The sequence below is a fragment of the Hymenobacter sp. UV11 genome (assembly GCF_004684095.1).
In the GTDB taxonomy this organism is placed as follows: domain Bacteria; phylum Bacteroidota; class Bacteroidia; order Cytophagales; family Hymenobacteraceae; genus Hymenobacter.
On record NZ_SRII01000005.1, the window covers coordinates 162,699 to 185,916 of the forward strand.

Genomic DNA, 23,218 nt, shown 5'->3' on the forward strand with positions numbered 1-23,218 from the left:
ATGTACTTCGCACTAGTCATCTTCATCCTGGTTATCTGCTTTCTCCTGTCGCTCATCGTACTGGCTCAGAACCCGAAAGGGGGCGGCATCAGCAGCCAGTTTGGGTCGGGTGGCGCAGCCAACCTGATGGGCGTGAAGCGCACCGGCGACTTGCTCGAAAAGCTCACCTGGGGCTTCGCGATTGGCCTGATTGTAATTACGCTCGCTACCCACATGCTGAGCAGCGGCAGCAACGGGCCGGTTCGCAGCGTGAACCAGCAAGCCGCCCAGCGGGCTGTAGTGCCGGCCTCGGCACCGGCTCCTGCGTCTGCCCCGGCGCCTGGCGCTCCGGCACCTTCCACCGTGCCGGTTCCGCAGCCCCAGCCAGCTCAGTAACCCACGAGCTTTTCTTCGCAGAAAATTTAGCACAAAGCCAGCGGCTTTCGTTTAAGGACGGGCCGCTGGCTTTGTGCTTTACGTCGTTTTTGCCGGGCGTTTCTACCAGTTACGGCAGGCGCGTCTGCCAATCCGGCCAGCTACGGCGCGCATTCTGTCAGGTTTGGGCGGTTGGCACATTTCATGTCAACCCCCGCCACAGGAGTTCCCAACTTCTTCATTATCCAAAACATCCATTTCCCATTTCAACCAATGGCACTGAGCATTAAACCGCTGGCCGACCGCGTGGTCATCAAAGCCGCCGCCGCCGAAGCCACTACCAAGTCTGGCATCATCATCCCCGACACTGCCAAGGAGAAGCCCCAGCGCGGTGAAGTTGTAGCCGTGGGCGAAGGCCGCACCGCTGACAGCGGCACCCTCATCAAGCCCCAGGTAAAAGCTGGCGACCAGGTACTGTACGGCAAGTGGACCGGCACCGAAATCACCGTGGATGGTGAGGACTACCTCATCATGCAGGAGAAGGACATTCTAGCCGTTCTCTAAAGCCCCGGCGCTTCGGCGCTCCCTACCCCTCTTTACTATTCTAACTTGCCCACCACAATGGCTAAGAACATTCAATTTGATACCGAAGGCCGCGACCGCTTGAAGCGCGGCGTGGATAAACTGGCGAACGCCGTTAAAGTAACGCTCGGCCCCAAGGGTCGTAACGTCATCATTGACAAGAAGTTCGGCGCTCCTTCCATTACGAAGGATGGCGTAACCGTAGCCAAAGAAATCGAGCTACGCGACCCCATCGAGAACATGGGCGCCCAGCTTGTGAAGGAAGTGGCTTCGAAGACGGCCGACCAGGCTGGCGATGGTACTACCACCGCTACCGTACTGGCCCAAGCCATCTACACGGCTGGTTCTAAGAACGTAGCCGCCGGCGCTAACCCGATGGATTTGAAGCGCGGCATCGACAAGGCGGTTATCGCCGTCGTGGCCAACCTGAAGGCCCAGTCGAAGCCGATTGCCAACAGCGCGGAGATTGCGCAGGTTGGTACCATCTCGGCCAACAACGACGCGGAAATCGGCAAAATGATTGCCGATGCCATGGATAAGGTTGGTAAAGAAGGTGTTATCACGGTAGAAGAAGCCCGTGGCACTGAAACCGAAGTGAAGACGGTAGAAGGCATGCAGTTTGACCGCGGCTACCTGTCGCCCTACTTCGTGACCAACCCCGAGAAGATGGAGACGGAGTTCGAGAACCCCTACATCCTCATCTACGACAAGAAAGTGAGCACCATGAAGGAGTTGCTGCCCGTGTTGGAGCAAGTGCTTCAGACTGGCAAGCCCCTGCTCATCATCTCGGAAGATGTTGATGGCGAGGCCCTTGCTACCTTGGTAGTAAACAAGCTGCGTGGCTCGCTGAAAATTGCTGCTGTTAAAGCTCCCGGCTTCGGCGACCGTCGCAAGGCTATGTTGGAAGACATCGCCACCCTCACGGGCGGTACGGTGATTTCGGAAGAGCGCGGCTACAAGCTGGAGAACGCTACTTTGGATTACCTCGGCACCGCCGAGAAAATCATCATTGACAAGGACAACACCACGATTGTCAATGGCAAAGGTCAGAAGGAAGACATCACCTCGCGCATTAACCAGATTAAGGCGCAGATGGAAACCACTACCTCCGACTACGACAAGGAGAAGCTGCAGGAGCGCTTGGCTAAGCTGAGCGGTGGCGTAGCCATCCTCTACATCGGTGCTAGCACGGAGGTAGAAATGAAGGAGAAGAAAGACCGCGTAGACGATGCCCTGCACGCTACCCGCGCCGCCGTTGAGGAAGGCGTAGTACCCGGCGGTGGCGTAGCTCTGGTGCGCGCTATTGAGGCTCTGGACGACGTTGTTACCCTGAACGGCGACGAGCGGACCGGTGTCAACATCATCCGCACGGCCTTGGAGGCTCCCCTGCGTACCATCGTGCAGAACGCCGGTGGCGAAGGCTCGGTAGTAGTGCAGAAGGTGCGCGATGGCAAAGGCGACTACGGCTACAACGCCCGCGAGGACCGCTACGAGAACCTGACGGCCGCTGGTATCATCGACCCGACCAAAGTAACTCGCCTAGCGCTTGAGAACGCTGCTTCTATCGCCGGCTTGCTGCTGACGACCGAAGCCGTTATCTCGGACGAGCCTGAGAAGGAAGCTGCTGGTGCTGGCCACGGTGATGGTGGCATGGGCGGTATGGGTGGCATGGGCGGCATGATGTAGACCGTAGATTAAACGGATTTAACTGATTTCGTGGATACGCCGCTGAAGCGGCTGACTGCGCGAAGTTTGCTTATAGTCCGTTTGAATATTTGAAAAAAGCCCCGCCGGACGTTGGTCCGGCGGGGCTTTTTTGTGGGGTGTAGCTGGTAGCTATACCACAGCTTCGGCTTCGCGGGCCTTCATGATATTTACCAGCTTAGGGCTGATAACGAGCAGGATAGCGGCAGCTACTGAGGCCGAAACGACGAAGACCATGAAGAAATCGTACAGGTTATTGATTTGGTAGCCGAACAGCACCGGGGCAGGCGCTTTCGACTGCGGGTCGGGGTAGAGGCTGCTCATGTAGCCCGCTAGGTAGTTGGCGGCGGCGTTGGCCAAAAACCACACGCCCATTAGCAGCGAGGCGAACTTGACCGGAGCCAGCTTATTGACCAGCGACAAGCCAATGGGCGACAAGCACAGCTCGCCAATGGAGTGGAAGAAATACAGCGCCACCAGGAAAAACATGCTGACCTTAACACCCGGCTGCAAGTCCTTCACCCCAAAGCACATAACCAGGTAACCCAAGGCTAGAAGCGCCAGGCCAATAGCCATTTTCACGGGGGAGGGAGGCTCGTTGCCACGCCGGCCCAGGGCCGTCCACAGCAGGGCCATGAGGGGGGCTCCAGCGATGACGAAGAAGGCGTTCAGATTTTGGAAGATACTGGGCGGCAAGGTGATACCGAACAGCGTGCGGTCCATATTTTCCTTGGCGAAGAAAGTGAGCGAGGCCGGTGCCTGCTCGAAGGCAGCCCAGAAAAACACCACGAAGAACGACACCACGAAAATGACGACTACCCCCTGAATATCAGCTTTTGACAACGACTTATCGCTGAAAATCATGAAGGCAATGCCAACCACCGCGATAAGCAGCAGTGGAGCGATGGTGGGAAACTTGGCCGAGTCGAGATACAGAATACCCAGTATCAACACCAGTATCACGGGCAAAAGGGCAAAAATGCCCTTAACCGTGGTAGAGTGAGCGGGCGTGAGGCCTACCTGCTGGCCCTCCGGAGTATGCAGGTATTTGCCTTTGCCCCAGTTGAAGACAAGCGTGCCGAACGTCATGGCGATGCCGCAGGCCAGGAAAGCCCACCGAAAATCCTGGGAGCGACCAGTATCGCCGAGCAGGCTGGTAATAGTATTACCGATGAGTGAGCCCAGGTTGATACCCATGTAGAAGATGGTGTAGGCGGCATCCTTGCGTTTGTCGCCCGGCGTATAGAGTGAGCCCACCATCGACGAAATATTAGGTTTAAAAAACCCGTTGCCCACAATCATGGCCCCCAGGCCCAGGTACAGCAGCCAATGGCTAAGGGGATGGTCCTGAACACCACCATAAATACTGGCCGAAGCAAAGAGCGTGAATTGCCCTAGCGCCATCAGCAGCCCACCGGTGAGAATTGAGCGCCGGTTGCCCCAGTACCGGTCCGAGATGTAAGCCCCAATGAGGGGCGTTAAGTAGATGAGACTAGTGTAGCCACCGTAGAACTTCGACGCGAAGGCTTTGTCCATCCGCATGGCATCGATGAGGAACAGCACCAGCACGGCGCGCATGCCGTAGTAGCTGAAGCGCTCCCACATCTCGGTGGCAAACAGGAGGTAGAGGCCGCGCGGGTGGCTGCCCGAGGCCGTTTGGGGCGGTTGCGGGCGCAGGCTGGCGGTAGCAGGTTGCATGTGGGTAATGAAGGGGTAAGGATAGAGAATGTAAAAAGCCCCCAGGCCACGACGGGCCGGGGGTGGGTAAAGCTAAGAAAACTTTGGGGTAATGACGGCCAGGCAAGCTCAACGAGTAGCCACTTATGCTCGACACAAGCCTAGCGAATAGCCAGGTACAGCGAATTTTCGCTAATCATACATACCTTTGTACTGAACTCATCCGAGTGCTGCTGCCCGTGCATGCCTACGCTACCTGCTACCGCAGGTAGCTCAGCTATTTTTCGCAACTGACTGCGCTTGCCCATTGCGGCAGCCAGGTTGCCTGCTTCGTCTTTTCCTACCCTGCTCCCACCCATTTTTTTTACTCATTTCACTCTTTTTACATGGCTGACCACAAAGCTGTCGCAGCACGCTTGGCTCCCCTCGGTTTTTCGCAAGCGCCGCCCCGGGCGCACCTCAACCTGCCGCCCGCCGCGCTCGTGGAGCATGCCCTGCGCCGGGAAGAAGGCCAGCTAACGGACACGGGCGCGCTCATGTGCGACACCGGCCAATTCACGGGCCGCTCGCCCAAAGACCGGTTTATTGTGCAGGATGCCGGCACCGCCGAGAGCGTGTGGTGGGGCGACATCAATATTCCCTTCGCGCCGGCCCAGTTCACGCAGCTACACCAGAAAATGGTGGCCTACCTGGCCGATAAGGAGATTTTTGTGCGCGACGCCTACGCGGGCGCCAACCCCGACTACCAGCTCAAGCTGCGCGTAGTGAACGAGCTGGCCTGGCATAACCTCTTCTGCTACAACCTGTTTTTGCGCCCCGAGGCCGAGGCCGATACCACTTGGGCGCCCGATTTCAGCATTATCTGCGCGCCCGGCTTCGAGGCCGACCCGGCCGTGGATGGTACCCGCCAGAAAAACTTTGCCATTATCAACTTCACGGAGAAGCTCATTCTCATTGGCGGCACGGCTTACGCGGGCGAAATGAAGAAGGGCATCTTTGGGGTGCTCAACTACCTGCTGCCGCACCAGCACCAAACCCTACCCATGCACTGCTCGGCCAACGTGGGCGCGCAGGGCGACACGGCCATTTTCTTCGGCCTGTCGGGCACGGGCAAAACGACCCTTTCCACCGACCCGGCGCGCGGGCTCATTGGCGATGATGAGCACGGCTGGACGCCCGAGGCGGGCATTTTCAACTTTGAGGGCGGCTGCTACGCCAAAGTTATTGACCTAAACCCGGCCAAGGAACCCGAAATCTGGGACGCTATTCGCTTCGGGGCCATCGTGGAAAACACGCGCTTCCGGCCCGGCACCCACACCGTAGACTACGCCAACAAGAGCGTAACCGAGAATACGCGCACCGCCTACCCCCTCCATTTTATCCCGAATGCCGTGGTGCCGAGCGTGGGGGCCGCGCCGCAGCATATTTTCTTCCTCACGGCCGATGCGTTTGGAGTGCTACCCCCCCTTAGCAAGCTCGACCGCAGCCACGCCATGTATCACTTCCTGAGCGGCTACACGGCCAAGGTGGCGGGTACCGAAATGGGTATTGTGGAGCCACAAACTACGTTTTCGGCCTGCTTCGGGCAGGTGTTCCTACCCCTGCACCCCACCCGCTACGCCGAGATGCTGGGCCAGAAGATGGACGAAAACCCCGATGTACAGGTGTGGCTGGTGAATACCGGCTGGTCGGGCGGCAGCTACGGCACTGGCCAGCGCCTGAAGCTGGCCCATACTCGCGCCATGATTGCGGCCGCGCTTTCGGGCGTTCTCAGCGAAGTAAACTTCCGGACGCATCCCATTTTTGGGGTGGCCGTGCCCGGCGCCGTGCCTGGGGTACCTACCGAAATTCTGGACCCGCGCCACACCTGGCGCGACAAAGACGCGTATGACCGCACAGCCACCGAGCTAGCGGAAAAATTCATCAAGAACTTTGAGAAATACGCCGAGTTTGCCAACGCGGATATCCTGGCGGGGGCGCCGAAAGTTGCGGTCGAAGTGTAAGGTGTAAGCGCCACAAAAGCTACTAAAGCGTAATTCCGAGTTTGCCGAAGCACCTCGCGTGTATCGTTACAACGACGCACGCGAGGTGCTTCGGCAAGCTCGGAATTACCTTTTAAGCAATCAAACTTGTTCCTTAAGTCTGTTTGGCAGCTATTACTTGGTAGTTATAATGCGCAGCCCCAACAAGTGAGTAGGCTTGTTGGCAAAGAAGACCGGCATAATCAAGTAGTTGTGCGCACTGGCTCGCAGCGACGCCCGCGCCAGTAGGCTGTCTTCGTGCCGCCCCAGCACCAGAAGGTCGCGGACCCGGCGCGTTTGGGCGTTGTAGCTAGCTACTATGGTGAGGCCGCCGGTGCGGAAGGCCGCCAGGGAATCGGTCGTGGGCGCGGCGCTAATGGTTGTCAGCGGGTCGGTGTAGTTGGCTGGCAGAGCTTGCGCCGGGCCCAGCTGGCTGCGCAAGCTATCAATGGACTTGCCCAGCATCGCTGGCACGTTGGCAGTGGGCGCTACGCTGGCGCGGGGGAGGGTAGGCGCAGTTTGGACGGGCTCATGCGTGCCCGAGCAGCCGGCTATCGCCCAGCAGGCTGCCAGCTGCCAGCTAGGGCGGTAGCAGTGCACCAGCAGATTTTGGGCCCAGCTACGCATTAATCGGAGGTTGCCTTGGCGGGCTTGCCGGCCATTTCGCTCAGGTAGTGGCGCACTACCAGCGTGATGGAAGCATACGACTCTTCGAGGCGGGCCAGGGCGTCCTGAGGCGACATCCAACGGACTTCCTCGATATATTCTTCGGTTTGGGGCCGCATAACGGAGTCGTCGAGGCAATTCATCACAAACCAGCTGGTTTTCTTGAGCATTTTGTTGCCTTTGTAGGCATACGAATGCCAGGTGCTCGGCAGTTTTTCGCCTAATTCCACCTTGATGTTGCACTCTTCTTCTACCTCGCGCATGGCGCCGAGGGCCACATCTTCCTCACTTTTGAGCTTGCCCTTGGGCAAATCCCACTTACCCAGACGGTAAATCATCAGCACCTGGCCGTCTTTTACCACGAGCCCACCGGCCGCTTTGGCAATCTTAAACTGGTCCTTCAGGTGCAGAATAAGATTTTTCTTTTTGCGAACCAGCATGGTGAGCGAATCCAGCTTTTTGAGCTTTTTCACTTCCATCAGCCGCAGCAGACGGTCCAGAAATGCAGCGGTGGCATCGCGTACAAGCACATCGCCTACCAGGTCTTTGCTGGTAAAATCGTCGGTGGCCCCGAGCACGAGGTCGTACTTATGCTTGTATACTTTGTCGCTGAAATTCTTAATAATCAGCGGCACGTCGTTGATGAAGACGTTCATCGGAAAAAATTCAAGGAAAGAAGGGGTAACCAAAAACTGGCACCTGCACTAGCAGCGGCCCCATACCGTGGGGAGCGCTGCAAGATACGGGCGGCCCGGATTTTTACGACGCAACCAGGTAGTGTTGCATCTTTGCCGAAGATATGACGCGGATTGGTTTACTTTCGGATACCCACGGTTACTTCGATGAGCGCATTGCCTACCACCTGCGCGAGACGGATGAAATTTGGCATGCGGGCGATTTTGGCTCGTCTGAGCTAATTCTGCAATTAACGGGACTGGCGCCGGTTTTTCGGGGGGTATACGGCAATATCGATGGTACCGACGTGCGCTGCACCGAGCCCTTGGTTCAGGATTTTACAGTAGATGGCTTGCGCGTGGTGATGACGCACATTGGGGGCTACCCAGGGCACTACGCCCCGGCGGCCCGGCAATTGCTGACGCAGGCGCGACCGGGCCTCTTCGTTTGCGGGCATTCGCACATCCTGCGCATTATGCCCGACCCCAAACTTGGACTGCTGGCCCTGAACCCCGGCGCGGCCGGCCGGCACGGCTTTCACCGGGTGCGCACGCTGCTGCGCTTTAGCATCGACAAGGGCAAAGTGCTGGACCTGCGCGCCATAGAGCTGGGCCCACGCACGGCCTCCCAGGACCTTGCACGCTAGATACAAAAAGCGCCTGGCAACGAGTACCAGGCGCTTTTTATGACAAGGGTAGCACGAGACGCTAGAGCGCGATTTCGGGCTTAGGGTGCTCGCCAGCCTGGCCTTCTTCGGTCACAGGCTTGGTTTCGGCTTCTGCAGCGTCAAAACCGGTGGTGCCGGTCTGGTTGGCTTCGGTAGCCTGGTTGGCTTCAGGGCTTTTGCTGTCGAGCACGTGCTTGGCACCTTCCACAAGGTTGTGGGCGGCTTCCTGCACGGCATCAGTAGCTTTCTCCACGAGGCTGTTGTGCGCTACGGCATCGGCGGCATCGGTAGCAGCGTGCTTCACAGCATCGGCAGCAGCCGAGGCAGCGTGAGCTACTTTAGCGAGCAGGCCTTCTTCTTTGGCTTCGGTTTTAGCAGCCGCTTTATCGGCTTTGTGGGCGGCGGGCACGTTGCTCTCAGCAGCAACATCGGGCGGGGTAGCCTGGCCAAATTTCGACTTCAGCTCGTCCAGGTCCACGTTTTTCAGCACGGGCGTACGCAGCAAGTTCTTGATTTTGCGCACTTCATTGTTGGCACGGGCAATGTTTTTGCGGTGCTTGCGCTTTAGACGGGTAACGGACATGATTTCCGGGGAAATGAGATTTCTGGCAAATGAGGTGCAAAAATACGGGTTTACTTTTGAAATCCCAAACCTTATTTCCGATGCTGGCTTTTGGCAGCCCCGTACCGGTTCTTTGCGGAGAAAAACCGGTGTTCCACGAGCGCCCGCCACGAGCCCCCGCCTCCCTACCCTATGTCCGCTGAAGCAACCATAATCGACCTGCGCTCCGATACCGTGACGCGCCCTACCCCCCCCATGCTGGCCGCTATGCTAGCTGCGCCCGTCGGCGACGACGTGTATGAGGAAGACCCCACCGTGCGCCAGCTCGAAGAAGCGCTGGCCGCCCGCTTTGGCATGGAAGCCGGCCTGTTTTGCCCCTCGGGCACGATGACTAACCAAATTGCCATTCAGGCACACTGCCCGCCGCTGTCGGAAGTCGTTTGCGAGGCCACGGCCCACGTATACCTGTGGGAAGTGGGTGGCATTGCGCACCTGGCCCGCGCCTCGGTGGCGCTGCTGCCCGGCGACCGCGGCCGCCTCACGGCGGGCCAGGTGGAGGCCGCCATTCGGCCCGCCAACAATGTGCACTACCCCACTACCCGGCTCGTGTGCCTCGAAAACACGCACAACCGCGGCGGCGGCAGCTGCTATGCGTGGAGCGACCTGGAGGCCATTGCCGCGCTGGCCAAGCAGCAGGGCCTGGCGCTGCACCTCGACGGCGCGCGCATTTTTAATGCGCTGGTGGCCACTGGCCAGCGTAGCGAGGACTACGGCCGGCTGTTCGACTCCATCTCAGTGTGCCTGAGCAAGGGGCTGGGCGCGCCGGTGGGCTCGGTGCTGGTGGGCTCGGCCGATTTTATCAAGGGCTGCAAGCGGCTGCGCAAGCTCATGGGCGGCGGCTGGCGGCAGGCGGGCTACCTGGCGGCGGCCGGGCTCTACGCGCTGGAGCACAACGTGGCGCGCCTGGCCGACGACCACCGCCGTGCCGCTCAGCTGGCCGAGGCACTACGCCCGCTGCCCTACGTGGCCGAAATTCTGGAGCCCGAAACCAACCTGGTGATTTTCCGGCTCGACGAAAACCGCCTGACCGTGGCCGACTTCCTGGCCCGGCTCGAAGCGCAGGGTATCAAGGCCAGCGGCTTTGGGGGCAGCTGGGTACGCTTCGTGACGCACCTCGACGTGGACGATGCCATGGTGACGCGCGTAGTGGCGGCACTGGGGTAGGTGGCGGTTGTGCTGGCCTTGGCCCAAGCCGGTGCCCAAGCCAGGAAAACCGGGAAAACTGAGCGTTGGGCGGTAGTTACCCGTATACCCAGCAGTGGTGGGCAGCAACTGCTTGCATCTCATCAAGTTGCCGATTGCTACTTGCCAGCTGTTAGTCGTGTTGCAACGCACTGACCAGCAACTGACAAGTGGTAACCCGTTTGCTTTCAAACGACGACGCAGCTGTGGGTTGCTGGAATAGCCCGGCGCAAAATCAGGCAAAAGCCTGACCTTTGCGCCGGGGCGCTGCCCTACCCCCTCACTTTTTTGCCATCCCTTATTTGATAGAATGCCCGTACTCTTTGATGCCCTGGCGCTGCTACTGGTCGCCGCCGCCGCGTTTGCCTACCTCAACCACCGCTTCCTGAAAATGCCGATGGCCATTGGCCTGATGGTGCTGGCCCTGCTCTCGTCGCTGGTGCTGCTGGAGCTGGGCAAAACGGGCTTTAAGCCGGTAATCGCCATTGCGCGCCTCGTGGATGGCCTGGATTTCAGCACCTTACTCATGCAGGTGATGCTGAGTTTTCTGCTGTTTGCGGGGGCCATCAACGTGGATGCGCGGCGGCTGGGCGAGCTGCGCTGGCCGGTGGGCATCCTGGCTACCATGGGCACGGTGCTGAGCACGGGGCTGGTGGGGGCCGGGCTTTTTTACCTGCTGCCGCTGCTGGGGCTGCACGTGCCGCTGCTGCCCTGCCTGCTATTTGGGGCGCTCATCTCGCCCACCGACCCGGTGGCGGTGCTCAGCATTCTTACCAAGGCCAACGTGCCGGCTTCGCTGGAGCTGAAAATCGTGGGCGAGTCGCTGTTTAATGACGGGGTAGGCGTGGTTATTTTCATTACCCTGCTGCGGGTGGCCGAAATGGGCACCGCCAATGTAACGCCGGGCCACGTGGCCACGCTCTTTGCCGAGGAGGCCGGCGGCGGGCTGCTGCTGGGCACCGCGCTGGGCCTGGGCACGGCCTGGCTGCTACGCACCGTAGACAACTACCAGGTAGAAGTGCTGATAACGCTGGCCCTGGTAACGGGTGGCACGGCGCTGGCCGCGCGCCTGCATACCTCGGGGCCGCTGGCCATGGTGATGGCCGGGCTGCTGGTGGGCTACTTCAGCCGCAAGGGCACCATTATGTCTAATCACTCGCAGGACTACGTGGATAAGTTCTGGGAGCTGATTGATGAGATTCTCAATGCCATGCTTTTCGTATTGATGGGCCTGGAAATGCTCATCCTACCCCTGCATTTGAGCACCATTCTGGCCGGGCTGGTGGCCATCGTGGTGGTATTGCTGGTGCGCGTAGTGGCCGTGGCCGTGCCCCTCAAGCTGCTGCAAGTAGGCAAGCGCTACCGCTCGGGCCGGCACACCGTGAAGATGCTGACCTGGGGTGGCCTGCGCGGCGGCCTAGCCGTGGCCCTGGCCCTGAGCCTGCCCGATACCATGCCCCGCGAACTGCTGGTGGGCATGACCTACGTGGTGGTGGTGTTCAGCATTGTGGGGCAGGGCCTCACTATCGGGCCGCTGGTGCGCTACCTGGGGCTGTCGAAGACATCCCACGACGAGGAGTAAGCGTAAGCAGACGGGTACGACTGATTGGTGCGGCCGGGCCTGGGGCTCCGTTGCGCCGCCCTGTTTATGAGCTTTTTTGTTATTGCCGACGTCCACGGCTGCCTGCACACGCTGCGCGAATTGCTTACGCACTGGCGCCCGGCCGAAGAAACGCTGGTGCAGCTCGGCGACCTCGTAGACCGCGGCAACTACTCGCCCGAAACCGTGGAGCTGTGCCGCCAGCTCAGCCAGGATTATCCGACGAAAACCATCTTTTTGCAGGGCAACCACGATTGGGGAATGGCCGAGCACATAGGCCCCAATGGCCCCTACCGCGCCTGGCTGGACTGGGGGGGTAGGGGCACCTTGCAGCAGTACCAGCGGCACCGCAGCTGGCTGGCCGAGCACGCCGCCTGGCTCGGCCAGCGGCCGCTATACTGGCGCAACGAGCACCTCATTTTCTCCCACGCCGGCTTTGCCGATGTGGACGACCCGCTCGACCCCAACAGCAACAACGGCGTGCTGTGGCGGCGCGGGGCCTTGCGCCACCTGGGTATGCGCCAGGTAGTTGGCCACACCGTTACGGCCAGCCGCCAACCCGAGTACGTGGAAGCCTCCGATACCATTTACCTCGATACCGGGGCCGCCCTTGGCGCCTGCCTCACCGGCCTGCGCCTGAGTGAAACCGGCGAGTCGTTCGAAACTGTTGCTATTCCGACCGCACCGGAGGATATCCGCTTGGTCGACAAAATTCACTGACCGCTGGCCCAAGTTCGCCAGTAATATAGTTTCGCTATTTCATGCCTGCCCCTACCCCCCTCCTCGACGCCGAACCGCACTGGCACGCCGCCGGCCTGGCCCACCTGCGCCAAGCCGACCCCATACTGGCCCAGGCCATTGCCCGCGTGGCCGGTCCGGTGCGCCCCGCCGCCCACGAAGACCTGTACCTGGCGCTGCTGCGCGCCATCGTGAGCCAGCAGATTTCGACCAAGGCGGCGGCGGCCATCTGGCGGCGCTTCACGGCGCTCTTCCGGCCCGATGGCTACCCCGAGCCCCGCGAAGTGCTGCGCCTGAGTGAAGACGAGTTGCGCGAGGCCGGCCTGTCGCGCCAGAAGGCGGGCTACTTGCAGGCTATTGCCGACTACCAGGAGCGCGGCCTGCTCGACTACGAGCACCTCAGCCAGCTCGACGAAGAAGCCTTTACGGCCCACCTGACCGCCATAAGGGGGGTAGGGCGCTGGACGGCCCAGATGCTCCAGATGTTTGCCCTCGACCAGCCCGACGTATTCAGTGAAGGTGACCTGGGCGTCCAGAACGCCATGCGCAAGCACTACGGCCTGGAGGAAACCGGCCGCGCTTTGCAGAAAAAAATGCTGCTGCTGGCCGAGCCCTGGCGGCCCTACCGCTCGCTGGCCTGCAAGTACTTGTGGAAATCGCTCGATGCGCCCGCGGCTCCCAGTCAGGAAATGGGCTGGGATAGCTAAGCAACCGTAGCAGCAGCACCCCCCCCGCGCCTGCTGGCATGTGAGCGTTGAAAGACTTCCCCGCAGGGAGACGCGATGGGTCGCGTCTCTACAGCCCAGGCCTATCTTTGGGCATTAACTAAAAGTTACCCTAACCTCTCCCCGCCTTACCCCCGATGGCCGACCCCCACGTAGCCGCCCACCCTGCCCTTTCCAAAACCGAGCTGCTCGCCGCCAAAAACCAGGAAGCCCTGCTAGGCGGCGGCCAGGTCCGCATCGATGCCCAACACAAAAAAGGTAAGCTCACCGCCCGCGAACGGCTCGACCTACTGCTCGACGAAGGCTCTTTTGAAGAAATTGGCAAATTTGTGATGCACCGCGCTAAAGATTTTGGCCTCGACAAAGAATATTACCTCGGCGATGGCGTAGTGACGGGCTACGGCACCGTGCACGGCCGCCTAGTGTACGTGTTCTCGCAGGATTTTACGGTCTTCGGCGGCTCGCTGAGCGAAACGCACGCCGAGAAAATCGTCAAAATCATGGACTTGGCCATGAAGAACGGCGCGCCCGTTATCGGCCTCAACGACTCGGGCGGCGCGCGCATTCAGGAGGGGGTAGTGAGCCTTGGCGGCTACGCCGACATCTTCTACAAGAATACGCTGGCCAGCGGCGTGGTGCCGCAGCTTTCGGCCATTATGGGGCCGTGCGCGGGCGGCGCGGTGTACTCGCCGGCCATTACAGACTTCATTTTGATGGTCGAAAACACGAGCTATATGTTCGTGACCGGCCCCAACGTGGTGAAGACCGTGACCCACGAAAACGTGACCAGCGAGGAGCTGGGCGGCGCCAGCACGCACTCATCCAAGAGCGGCGTCACGCACTTCACCGGGGCCAACGAGGTGGTGGTTATTCAGCAGCTCAAGCAGCTACTGAGCTACCTGCCCCAGAACTGCGAGGAAACCGCGCCCGCCCTGCCCTACCCCCCCGGCCAGGACGAAAGCCGCCCGGTGCTCGACACGCTCATCCCCGACAACGCCAACCAGCCCTACGACATCCGTGAAGTCATTGATGGTCTGATTGATGCCGGCTCCTTCATGGAAGTGCACCAGAACTTTGCCGAGAATATCGTGGTGGGTTTTGCGCGACTGGCGGGCCGCAGCATCGGCATCGTGGGCAACCAGCCGGCCGTGCTCGCAGGCGTGCTCGACATCAATGCCAGCACCAAAGCCGCCCGTTTCGTGCGCTTCTGCGACTCGTTTAATATTCCGCTGCTGGTGCTCGAAGACGTGCCCGGCTTCCTGCCCGGCACCGACCAGGAGTGGCGCGGCATCATTACCAACGGCGCCAAGCTGCTCTACGCTTTCTGCGAGGCTACCGTACCGCGCATCACCGTCATTACCCGCAAGGCCTACGGCGGCGCGTATGACGTGATGAACAGCAAACACATCGGCGCCGACCTCAACTTCGCCTGGCCCACTGCCGAAATCGCCGTCATGGGCGCCAAAGGGGCAGCCGAAATCATCTTCAAGCGCGAAATCGCGACGGCTGAAAACCCCGAAGCCAAATTGCAGGAAAAGGTAGACGAGTACCAGCAAAAATTTGCTACCCCCTACCGCGCCGCCCACCGCGGCTTCGTGGACGAAGTAATTCTGCCTTCGCAAACCCGCCAGAAATTAATTCGCGCCTTCAAAATGCTGGAGAATAAAGTGGACACCTTGCCGCGCAAAAAGCACGGGAATATTCCGCTGTAAACCCCGAATCTTTCTTATTTGTCATGCTGACGAAGGAAGCATCTTATCACGGCTGCTTTTACTCAGCATTTATTCCGAACCCGAGCGTTGCGAACGTGATAAGCTGCTTCGCAAGCTCAGCATGACACTCCTTATAAAATGCGTCCCGAATCATTCGAATTTCTCGAAAAATACCTGAATAACTCCTCTCCCACCGGCTTCGAAAAAGAAGGCCAGAAACTGTGGCTGGAATACATTAAGCCCTACATTGACGAGTATTTCGTGGATACCTACGGCACCGTAGTCGGCGTCATTAATCCCGAGGCGAAATACAAAGTAGTTATCGAGGCGCACGCCGACGAAATTTCGTATTTCGTTAATTATATTACCAAGGAAGGCTACCTGTATTTACGCCGCAACGGCGGCTCCGATGCCTTAGTAGCGCCCAGCAAGCGGGTAAATATCTACGGCGAAAAAGGCGTCGTAAAAGGCATTTTTGGCTGGCCCGCCATCCACGTGCGCAAGGTGGAGCAGGACAAAGCGCCCACCATCGAAACCATCTTCCTCGACTGCGGCGCCAGCAATGCCGATGAGGTAGCCGAAATGGGCATTCACGTCGGCTGCGTAGTGACGTTTGAGGACGAATTCACCGTGCTCAACGACAAATATTACGTGGGCCGCGCCCTCGATAACCGCGTGGGCGGCTTCATGGTGGCCGAAGTGGCCCGGATGCTGAAAGAGAACGGCAAAAAGCTGCCCTTCGGCCTCTACATCGTGAACGCGGTGCAGGAAGAAATTGGCCTGCGCGGCGCCGAAATGGTGGCCCACCGCATCAACCCCGACGTGGCCATTATCACCGACGTGACACACGATAGCCAGTCGCCAATGTACGAGAAGAAAACCGCCGGCGATATTTCGTGCGGCAAAGGCCCGGTAATTACCTACGGCCCGGCCGTGCAGAATAACCTGCGCGATTTAATTATTAACACGGCTAAGGAAACGGATATTCCCTTCCAGCGCGCCGCCGCCACCCGCGCCACCGGCACCGATACCGATGCCTTCGCCTACTCAGGCTCGGGCGTGGCCGCCGCGCTTATCTCCTTACCCCTCAAATACATGCACACCACTGTCGAAACCGTGCACAAAGACGACGTGGACAGCGTGACGCGCCTCATCTATGAAACGCTGCTGCGCATTGAGGACGGCCACGATTTCCGGTATTTCTCGTAATACTTAGCCTTTAACTCTCCTGTAAGCCTGAGTTTGCGAAGGACCTTATCATGCCAGAACAAATAGGTTTTGCGCGATAGAGTTCTTTGCAAACTCAGGCTGACTTTTTATATGCGCCTCCCGAATTATTCCGGCTTACCGCTAACAATTACCGACCAGCTGGGCCGCCGTGTGGCTGTGCCCTTCCCGCCGCAACGCATTGTGTCGCTGGTACCCTCACAAACGGAGTTATTATTCGATTTAGGGCTAGGTAACCGCGTGGCAGGCATTACGAAGTTCTGCATTCACCCGCCCGAGGCGCGGCAAACTGCGACAATAATTGGCGGCACGAAGAACTTCGATTTTGATAAAATAAAGGCTTTAAAACCCGATTTAATTATTGGAAATAAAGAAGAGAATTATCAGGCCGGAATTGAAGAATTAACCGCGCACTACCCCGTGTGGCTGAGTGATATCAGCACGCTGCCGCAGGCGCTGGATATGATTAAACGGGTAGCTTTTATCGCGGGCGAAAAAGAGCGCGGCGAAGACATGGCAACAGAAATTACGGCCTCATTTGCTTCGCTGACAGCACCGCAGCCGCTTATTCCGGCCGCCTATTTTATCTGGCGCAAGCCCTACATGGTAGCGGCCAGCAGCACATTTATCAACGACATGCTCAGCCGGGCCGGTTTTCGCAACGTGTTTGCCGGCCTGGGTCGCTACCCGGAAATCACGTCCGAGCAGTTGCGCGCTGCCGCGCCGGAACGCATATTATTATCGTCGGAGCCCTACCCTTTCGGCGAAAAGCACGTGGCCGAATTGCAGGAAATTTGCCCGGCCGCAAAAATCCAGCTTGTGGATGGTGAATTGTTCAGCTGGTACGGCAGCCGCTTGAGGTTGTCAGCAGCCTATTTCAACCGGCTGCTGCGCGATAACCCACTGCGAAACACTGCGGCTTAACACTGCGAAACACTACGCGAAAAGCAAGGTTGGCTATCTTGCTCCCTCATCCCTACCCCCTATGGACCAGCGCATCATCAACCTCTTCGACGAGTACACCCACCGCCCGCTTTCGCGCAAAGAATTTCTGGACCGGCTGGTGGTGTTGGTGGGCAGCGCGGCTCTGGCCACTACGGCGCTCTCCGTGCTAGAGCCCGGCTACGCACAGGCGGCTACCATCTCGCCCCTGGCGGAGGATTTGGTGGAAGAAACCGTAACCTGGCCCGGAGACGGTGCTACCGTAAGCGGCTACTTAGTGCACCCGAAAGGCAAGAAAAAGCGCGGCGCAGTAGTCGTAATTCACGAAAACCGGGGCCTCACGCCGCATATTAAGGACGTGACGCGCCGCGTGGCGCAGGCCGGCTACCTCGCGCTGGGCGTGGATGCGTTGAGCGTGGTGGGCGGCACGCCGGCCGACGAGGACAAGGGCCGCGAGCTTATCGGCCAGCTCGACCCGCAGAAAAACCTGAACAACTATCTGGCCGCCCTCACCTACCTGCGTGCCCGGCCCGAGTGCAACGACCGCACCGGCTGCGTGGGTTTCTGCTGGGGCGGCGGGCTAGCTAACCAGCTGGCAGTACACGACCCCAAGCTCAACGCCGCCGTGGCCTACTACGGCCAGCAGCCCAAGGCCGAAGATGTTGCCCAGATAAAAGCGGCCCTCATGCTGCACTACGCCGGCCTCGACCAGCGCATTGATGCCGGTATTCCGGCTTATGAAACGGCGTTGAAGGCAGACCACATTCCCTACGAGCTGTTTGTGTATGAAGGCGTTAATCACGCCTTTAATAATGACACTTCGCCCGCCCGTTACAATGCCGAAGCCGCGAAACTGGCTTGGGAGCGCACGTTGAAGTTATTCAAGGAAAAGCTGGGGTAACGAGCACGCCCGTGATGTTGAACATAGGGAAGTCTATCGCATGGCGCGGCAATACCCAGCGGAAGCAACGAAGCGAGCGAGATGCTTCGACAAGCGAACGCCAGATGAGCATGACAAACGCGTTAGCTACACCAACTTATCCAGCGTAATCGGCAAATCTCTTACCCGCTTACCAGTGGCATGGAATACCGCATTCGCAATGGCGGCGCTGACGCCCACGATGCCGATTTCGCCTAGCCCTTTGGCACCCATCGGGTCGAGGTACGTATCGGGCTTATCCATAAAAATCACGTCGATAGTTAAGGGTATATCAGCGTTAGTAGGCACGTGGTAGCTGGCCAGGTCGGCGTTGGTTATGCGGCCGAAGCGGTGGTCGAGCACGGCGTCTTCCATCAGCGCCAGCCCGATGGCCCAGGTGAGGGCGCCGTGCACCTGGCTGCGGGCAGTTTGGGGGTTTAGAATGCGGCCCGCGTCGATGGCTGACACTATGCGGCTCACGCGCACCTCGTGGGTGTGGGCGTGCACGCGTACTTCTATAAAGCAGGCCCCGAAAGATTTACTCGACCTTTCCCCCTTCTCCGGCACTTCGGGCGACTCGTGCAGGACTTCTAGCGCGGGCTGGCCGGCCTGGCGTAGCACGTCGCCGTAGCGGCAGCTAGTGGCGGGGTGGCCGGCTAGCTGCACGGTGCCATCGGCGGCCACCAGGTCAGTGAGTTTGGCTTGGGCAAAGGGCGAATTCGGCATACTAAACGCCAGGTTGACCAGCTGCTGCCGGAGCGCCACGCAGGCGTCGTGCACGGCCGCGCCCACCGAGGCCACGGTGTGCGAGCCGAACTGGCCCGGCGCGGGGGGTAGGGACGAGTCGCCTAGCTCGAAGCGGATATTTTCGGAGGCCACGCCGCTGGCGTCGGCCGCGATTTGGGTCATGACGGTGGCGGTGCCGGGGCCTACGTCGGCGGTGGCGCTTTGCACCAGCAGGTTGCCGTCGGGCAGCAGGCGGGCGCGGGCGCTGGCCGTGGCCCGCGAGGCGTGGTAGATGCCCATGGCCATGCCCTGGCCCACCAGCCAGTCGCCGTCGCGGGTGGCGGCGGGGGTAGGGCTCCGCTTATCCCAGCCAAATTGCGCGGCGCCCTGGGCGTAGCATTCGCGCAGGTAGTTGCTGCTCCAGGGTTTGTCGCCTTCGGGGTCCACGTCGGCAAAATTCTTCAGGCGCAGGGCCAGCGGGTCCATTTTGAGGGCGTAGGCCAGCTCATCCATCGCCGATTCGAGGGCAAACGAGCCGGTGGTTTCGCCGGGGCCGCGCGCCCAGCAGGGCGTGCTCATATCGAGTGGCACGAGGTGGTAAGCCAGCGCGGCGTTGGGGCAGCGGTAGCCCGACTTGGTGGGGTGCAGCGTGCGCTCAGTAAACTGCTCGTAGCGCGAGGTCATGCCAAACGCGTCGTGCGCTACACCCACCAGCGTACCGTCGGCCTGCGCGCCCAGCGCCACGCGCTGCACCGAGCGCGGCCGGTAGCCCACCATGTTGAATTCCTGCTCGCGCTGGTTCACCACCTTCACCGGCCTACCCACCACTTTGGCGCCGATAATGGCGGCCATCTCGGGCGGCCAGATGCGCGACGCGCCCCCAAACGCCCCGCCCACGAACGGCGAATGCACCCGCACGCTCGCCTGGGGCAGGTTCCAGAGCTTCATCAGGTCCTGCTGGGCCAGCGTGGGGGCTTGGGTTTTATTCCATACCGTCAGCTGGTTATCCTGCCAGGCGGCAATGGCGGCGTGCGTTTCCATCGGGTTGTGCACTTGCAGGGGCGTCTGGTACTCGTGGGCTATTTGCACCGGGGCCGTTTGGTAGGCCTGGGGCTGGCCGCGGGTGTAGTCTTCCGCTTTTTTGGGCTTGAAGCTGTTCGCTAAATTTTTGGTAATATCCGTTTGCGACGGCGCTTGCTCGTACTGCACGCGCACCAGCGTGGCGGCATGCTGCGCCTGCTCCAGCGTGCCGGCAATGGCCAGCGCCACGGGCTGGTTGCTGAAGTGAATTTTATCATCGAAAAATACCCGTAGCTGCTGGCCTTCCACCCGCTTGTCGGGCTGCGGGTTTTCATAGCCCGGCACCTTGGGCGAGTTCAGGTGCGAAACAATGGCCAGCACGCCGGGCGTTTTGGCGGCTTCGCTCGTATCGAGGCGGGTGATGCGGCCGGCGGCAATAGTGCTGGTTACCAGCACGCCGTGCACGCAGCCCGGCACGGCGTGCTCGGCAGCATAGCGGGCCTGGCCGGTTACTTTCTGGCGGCCATCTACGCGGGAACGCGGCTGGCCGATGGCGGGAGTTTGCATAGCTACTTCGAAGGAATTGACGCCCGGTAAAGACGCGAATTTGCGCCAGCACGTTTCGGAGGAGCTTATATTTTATCCCTGAAAGACGGCTATCATGCTTGCTTCGTCAGCATGACAGACAAAAAATCGCCCCGCCGAGCTGAGCTCGGCGGGGCGATTTTCTAAAAATTCCCTACCCCCCTACTGCGGCTTCACTGCCGTAGGCAGCGGCTTGCGGGGCAGCTTTTGGTCGCGCATGGCGGCGTTATACACGAACGAAGCCACTACCACCGAGGCCTGCTTGAGGTCGTCGGCCACGAGGCGGTCGTAGGTGTCCTGGTTGGAGTGGTGAGTGCGGGCGAAGTAGTCGAGGCCATCCTGGATAAACTGGAAGCCGGGCAGGCCCACGGCGTCGAAGGCCACGTGGTCGGTGCTGCCGGTGTTGCGCAGCGTCACGGTGGTGGCGCCCATGTCGGAGAAAGGAGTCAGCCAGGCGGTGAAAATGGGTTTCACGGCCTCGTTGCCCTGGGCGTAGATGCCCCGGATTTTACCCGCCCCGTTGTCGAGGTTGAAGTAGGCCGCCAGCTTCTCGTGGTCGGGCTTGAGGAGCATGGTGGCGGGGTCGGCAAAGTGGTTTTTCACGTAGTTGCGCGAGCCGTGCAGGCCCTCTTCTTCCTCGCCCCAGAGCGCGATGCGGATGGTGCGACGCGGCTTGAGGCCGCTGGCTTTCAGGATACGCACGGCCTCCATCATCACGGCGCAGCCGGCGGCGTTATCGGTGGCGCCGGTGGCGGCGTGCCACGAGTCGAGGTGGCCGCCGAGCATCACCACTTCACTTTTGAGCTTCTTGTCGGTACCGGGGATTTCGGCCACCACGTTGTAGCCTTTCAGGTCCTGGGTCTGGAAATGGGTTTTGGTTTCCAGCTCCACTTCGACCGGAATCCCGGCTTCGACGAGGCGAATGAGGCGCAGCTGGTCCTCGGCCGACATTTCCAGCTCGGGCAGCACCTGCTTGGCGTCGGCGGCGTAGGGCGCGCCATTGGTGGTGAACACGGTGCCATCGGTGCCGCGGCCGGGGCTGAGCACGGCGGCGGCACCTTCGGCCAGCAGCATATCTGTCAGTTGCTGGCGCAGCTCGCGGGCGGCCAGCATGGCGGCGCGGCGGGCTTCGGGGTTGGCCTCGGCGGGGCGGTTGGCGGCGGTGGGCGCGCCGCCAGCGGGGGCATCGGCCATTTTCTGCAAGTCCTCGGCGCTCAGGCGCTTGGCATCGGGCTCGAAGTTGGGGGTAGGCGGCGTGGCCACGGGCAAAATCACGATTTTATCGCGCAGCTGGCCCTTGTATTTATCGAGGTCGGCGGCGGTTTTCACGTTCACGTAGGCCACGGCTTTGCGCAGGCTGCCGGGCGTGGAGGGCGTCCAGGCCTTGGGAACGCCAATCATGGCGTGGTAGTAGGGCGCCGTCAGGGCCACGTAGCTCTTGTCGATGTCCCAGCCGCGGCCGAAGTCGCCCCAGGCTTCCACGTTGGCATTGGCCAGGCCGTAGTCGGTGAGGCGCTTTTTGGTCCAGGCGTTGGCGCGGGCCAGGCCCTCGGAGCCGGCCAGGCGCGGGCCGCACACATCAGTGAGATAAAAGGCCGTTTCCATCACTTTGGAGCGGTTCAGACCTTCGTCCTTGATTTTGGCCAGGGCGGCGGGGTCCAGCTTTTCGGCGGTTTGGGCGAAGGCGGGAGCGGCCAGCAAGCCAGCGGCAGCGAGGGTAAAGAAGATTTTCTGCATTCGGAAAGTTGGGTTGGTTTAGCGAAAGAGCAAGGAGATAATCGCAAAAGACACCGGCCAATAGGTCCGCGTTGCGTTGGGCTTAACGGGCCCTACCCCCGGTTTTTGGAGTAAGCCCGGCCATAACCGAAGCCGGGGCTCTCCCGTTGAAAAAGGCCCTTTTCCACTCTTTCTACCCATTTCTAATGGCAGACCAACAAAAAACCGCGCTCATTACGGGCGCAACCAGCGGTATCGGCCGCGAGCTGGCCAAGCTTTTTGCCCAAGACAAGTATAACCTCGTTATCGTGGCCCGCAGCCAGGACGAGCTGACCTAAACCGCCAGTGAGCTGCAGCAACAGTATGGCGTGGAAGTCACGACCATCGCCAAGGACCTGTTTCAGCGCCAAGCGCCGTTCGACGTGTACGACGAAATCAAGGCCAAAGGCATCCAGATTGACGCGCTGGTGAACGACGCCGGCCAGGGCCAGTATGGCGAGTTTAAAGACACTGATATCAACCGCGAGCTGGATATTATTCAGCTCAACATTGGGGCTTACGTCACGTTTACCAAGCTCTACCTCAAAGAGATGCTGGCCCGCAACGAAGGCCAGATTTTGCAGGTAGCCAGCATTGCCAGCGAGCTGCCGGGGCCGCTGCAAGCCATTTACCACGCCACCAAGGCGGCCGTACTGTCCTTCACCGAGGCCATTCAGGAAGAAAACAAGGACAGCCAGGTGACAATTACGGCCTTGCAGCCGGGCCTGACCGATACCGACTTCTTCCGCAAGGCCGATATGACGCAGGCCAAGAACGTGGCCGAAGGCAACCCAGCCGACCCGGCCGACGTGGCCAAGGACGGCTACGAGGCGCTAAAAGCGGGCGAAAAGCGCGTGATTTCCGGCTTTATGAACAAAGTACAGGTAACGATGAGCAACATTATTCCCGATGCGCTGGTGGCGGCCAAAGTGCACAACGAGAGTGTACCCGTAGGGGACAATAAAAAGTAGCTGCGCACAACTAATTGCTTAACAAGCAAAAAGCTCTGTCTTAAGGCAGGGCTTTTTGTTTAACCAAAGGCGCTTGCATCCGTTTGGGTGAAGTGCTCAGTTAAAAAAGGCACTCGGAGCAAGCAACCTCAACATTTACCGGACCTGC

At 60.0% G+C, this 23,218-nt stretch carries 19 protein-coding genes and 1 pseudogene; 14 read left to right on the forward strand and 6 right to left on the reverse strand.

What is annotated here, in order from left to right; translation table 11 throughout:
- The 3 genes from secG to groL all read left to right on the forward strand — a co-directional run bounded on the left by secG (window position 1) and on the right by groL (window position 2,622).
- A complete protein-coding gene (secG, locus tag E4631_RS10420; protein ID WP_133655471.1) occupies window positions 1-375 on the forward strand; it encodes a preprotein translocase subunit SecG in 375 nt (124 codons plus the stop codon).
- 252 nt (window positions 376-627) lie between these two features.
- The gene (gene groES / locus E4631_RS10425) at window positions 628-918 is read left to right on the forward strand and encodes a co-chaperone GroES (protein WP_205704228.1); all 291 of its coding nucleotides are present in this window, start codon (window positions 628-630) and stop codon (window positions 916-918) included.
- A 57-nt stretch (window positions 919-975) separates the two neighbouring features.
- Entirely contained in the window at window positions 976-2,622 is a 1,647-nt protein-coding gene (gene groL, locus E4631_RS10430) for a chaperonin GroEL (protein ID WP_133655470.1), read from the forward strand.
- Window positions 2,623-2,772: 150 nt separating this feature from the next.
- Here the strand turns inward: groL and E4631_RS10435 are convergent, their stop codons facing one another.
- Window positions 2,773-4,338, reverse strand: a complete 1,566-nt coding sequence (locus E4631_RS10435; RefSeq protein WP_133655469.1) for a peptide MFS transporter — start codon at window positions 4,336-4,338, stop codon at window positions 2,773-2,775.
- A gap of 365 nt (window positions 4,339-4,703) precedes the next feature.
- Here E4631_RS10435 and pckA point away from each other — a divergent pair, with 365 nt between their 5' ends.
- Complete coding sequence (gene pckA / locus E4631_RS10440; RefSeq protein ID WP_133655468.1) at window positions 4,704-6,320, forward strand: phosphoenolpyruvate carboxykinase (ATP); 1,617 nt, start codon at window positions 4,704-4,706, stop codon at window positions 6,318-6,320.
- Window positions 6,321-6,473: 153 nt separating this feature from the next.
- On the opposite strand, the gene E4631_RS10445 is transcribed toward pckA, so the two are convergent.
- Window positions 6,474-6,965, reverse strand: coding sequence for a hypothetical protein (locus E4631_RS10445; protein WP_133655467.1), 492 nt, complete (start codon window positions 6,963-6,965; stop codon window positions 6,474-6,476).
- Window positions 6,965-7,660, reverse strand: coding sequence for an NUDIX hydrolase (locus E4631_RS10450; RefSeq protein ID WP_133655466.1), 696 nt, complete (start codon window positions 7,658-7,660; stop codon window positions 6,965-6,967). Before E4631_RS10450 ends, E4631_RS10445 begins: the two co-directional genes overlap by 1 nt.
- Before the next feature lie 143 nt (window positions 7,661-7,803).
- Here E4631_RS10450 and E4631_RS10455 point away from each other — a divergent pair, with 143 nt between their 5' ends.
- Entirely contained in the window at window positions 7,804-8,325 is a 522-nt protein-coding gene (locus tag E4631_RS10455) for a metallophosphoesterase (protein ID WP_133655465.1), read from the forward strand.
- A gap of 61 nt (window positions 8,326-8,386) precedes the next feature.
- On the opposite strand, the gene E4631_RS10460 is transcribed toward E4631_RS10455, so the two are convergent.
- The gene (locus E4631_RS10460) at window positions 8,387-8,929 is read right to left on the reverse strand and encodes a hypothetical protein (protein WP_133655464.1); all 543 of its coding nucleotides are present in this window, start codon (window positions 8,927-8,929) and stop codon (window positions 8,387-8,389) included.
- Between the two features lie 171 nt (window positions 8,930-9,100).
- Between E4631_RS10460 and E4631_RS10465 the strand changes: the two genes are divergently transcribed.
- The 8 genes from E4631_RS10465 to E4631_RS10500 all read left to right on the forward strand — a co-directional run bounded on the left by E4631_RS10465 (window position 9,101) and on the right by E4631_RS10500 (window position 17,995).
- Window positions 9,101-10,132 carry a low specificity L-threonine aldolase gene (locus tag E4631_RS10465; RefSeq protein ID WP_133655463.1) on the forward strand — a complete coding sequence of 344 codons (1,032 nt, stop codon included), beginning with the start codon at window positions 9,101-9,103 and terminating at the stop codon, window positions 10,130-10,132.
- Window positions 10,133-10,460: 328 nt separating this feature from the next.
- Window positions 10,461-11,732, forward strand: a complete 1,272-nt coding sequence (locus tag E4631_RS10470) for a sodium:proton antiporter (RefSeq protein ID WP_133655462.1) — start codon at window positions 10,461-10,463, stop codon at window positions 11,730-11,732.
- A 66-nt stretch (window positions 11,733-11,798) separates the two neighbouring features.
- Window positions 11,799-12,470: a metallophosphoesterase gene (locus E4631_RS10475; protein ID WP_133655461.1), complete on the forward strand. Its 672-nt coding sequence runs from the start codon at window positions 11,799-11,801 to the stop codon at window positions 12,468-12,470.
- A 41-nt stretch (window positions 12,471-12,511) separates the two neighbouring features.
- Window positions 12,512-13,195 (forward strand): DNA-3-methyladenine glycosylase, encoded by a 684-nt coding sequence (locus E4631_RS10480; protein ID WP_133655460.1) that lies wholly within the window; start codon window positions 12,512-12,514, stop codon window positions 13,193-13,195.
- A gap of 155 nt (window positions 13,196-13,350) precedes the next feature.
- The gene (locus tag E4631_RS10485; protein WP_133655459.1) at window positions 13,351-14,925 is read left to right on the forward strand and encodes an acyl-CoA carboxylase subunit beta; all 1,575 of its coding nucleotides are present in this window, start codon (window positions 13,351-13,353) and stop codon (window positions 14,923-14,925) included.
- 138 nt (window positions 14,926-15,063) lie between these two features.
- Window positions 15,064-16,134 (forward strand): M42 family metallopeptidase, encoded by a 1,071-nt coding sequence (locus E4631_RS10490; RefSeq protein WP_133655458.1) that lies wholly within the window; start codon window positions 15,064-15,066, stop codon window positions 16,132-16,134.
- A gap of 69 nt (window positions 16,135-16,203) precedes the next feature.
- A complete protein-coding gene (locus E4631_RS10495; protein WP_317129129.1) occupies window positions 16,204-17,076 on the forward strand; it encodes a helical backbone metal receptor in 873 nt (290 codons plus the stop codon).
- Window positions 17,077-17,137: 61 nt separating this feature from the next.
- The gene (locus E4631_RS10500) at window positions 17,138-17,995 is read left to right on the forward strand and encodes a dienelactone hydrolase family protein (protein WP_133655457.1); all 858 of its coding nucleotides are present in this window, start codon (window positions 17,138-17,140) and stop codon (window positions 17,993-17,995) included.
- Window positions 17,996-18,121: 126 nt separating this feature from the next.
- On the opposite strand, the gene E4631_RS10505 is transcribed toward E4631_RS10500, so the two are convergent.
- Together E4631_RS10505 and E4631_RS10510 are read right to left on the reverse strand one after the other, a co-directional pair.
- Window positions 18,122-20,326 carry a xanthine dehydrogenase family protein molybdopterin-binding subunit gene (locus tag E4631_RS10505; RefSeq protein WP_133655456.1) on the reverse strand — a complete coding sequence of 735 codons (2,205 nt, stop codon included), beginning with the start codon at window positions 20,324-20,326 and terminating at the stop codon, window positions 18,122-18,124.
- Window positions 20,327-20,506: 180 nt separating this feature from the next.
- Entirely contained in the window at window positions 20,507-22,081 is a 1,575-nt protein-coding gene (locus tag E4631_RS10510) for a M20/M25/M40 family metallo-hydrolase (RefSeq protein WP_133655455.1), read from the reverse strand.
- Between the two features lie 185 nt (window positions 22,082-22,266).
- Here E4631_RS10510 and E4631_RS10515 point away from each other — a divergent pair.
- Window positions 22,267-23,070, forward strand: a pseudogene (locus E4631_RS10515) (SDR family NAD(P)-dependent oxidoreductase).
- Window positions 23,071-23,218 lie beyond the last annotated feature (148 nt).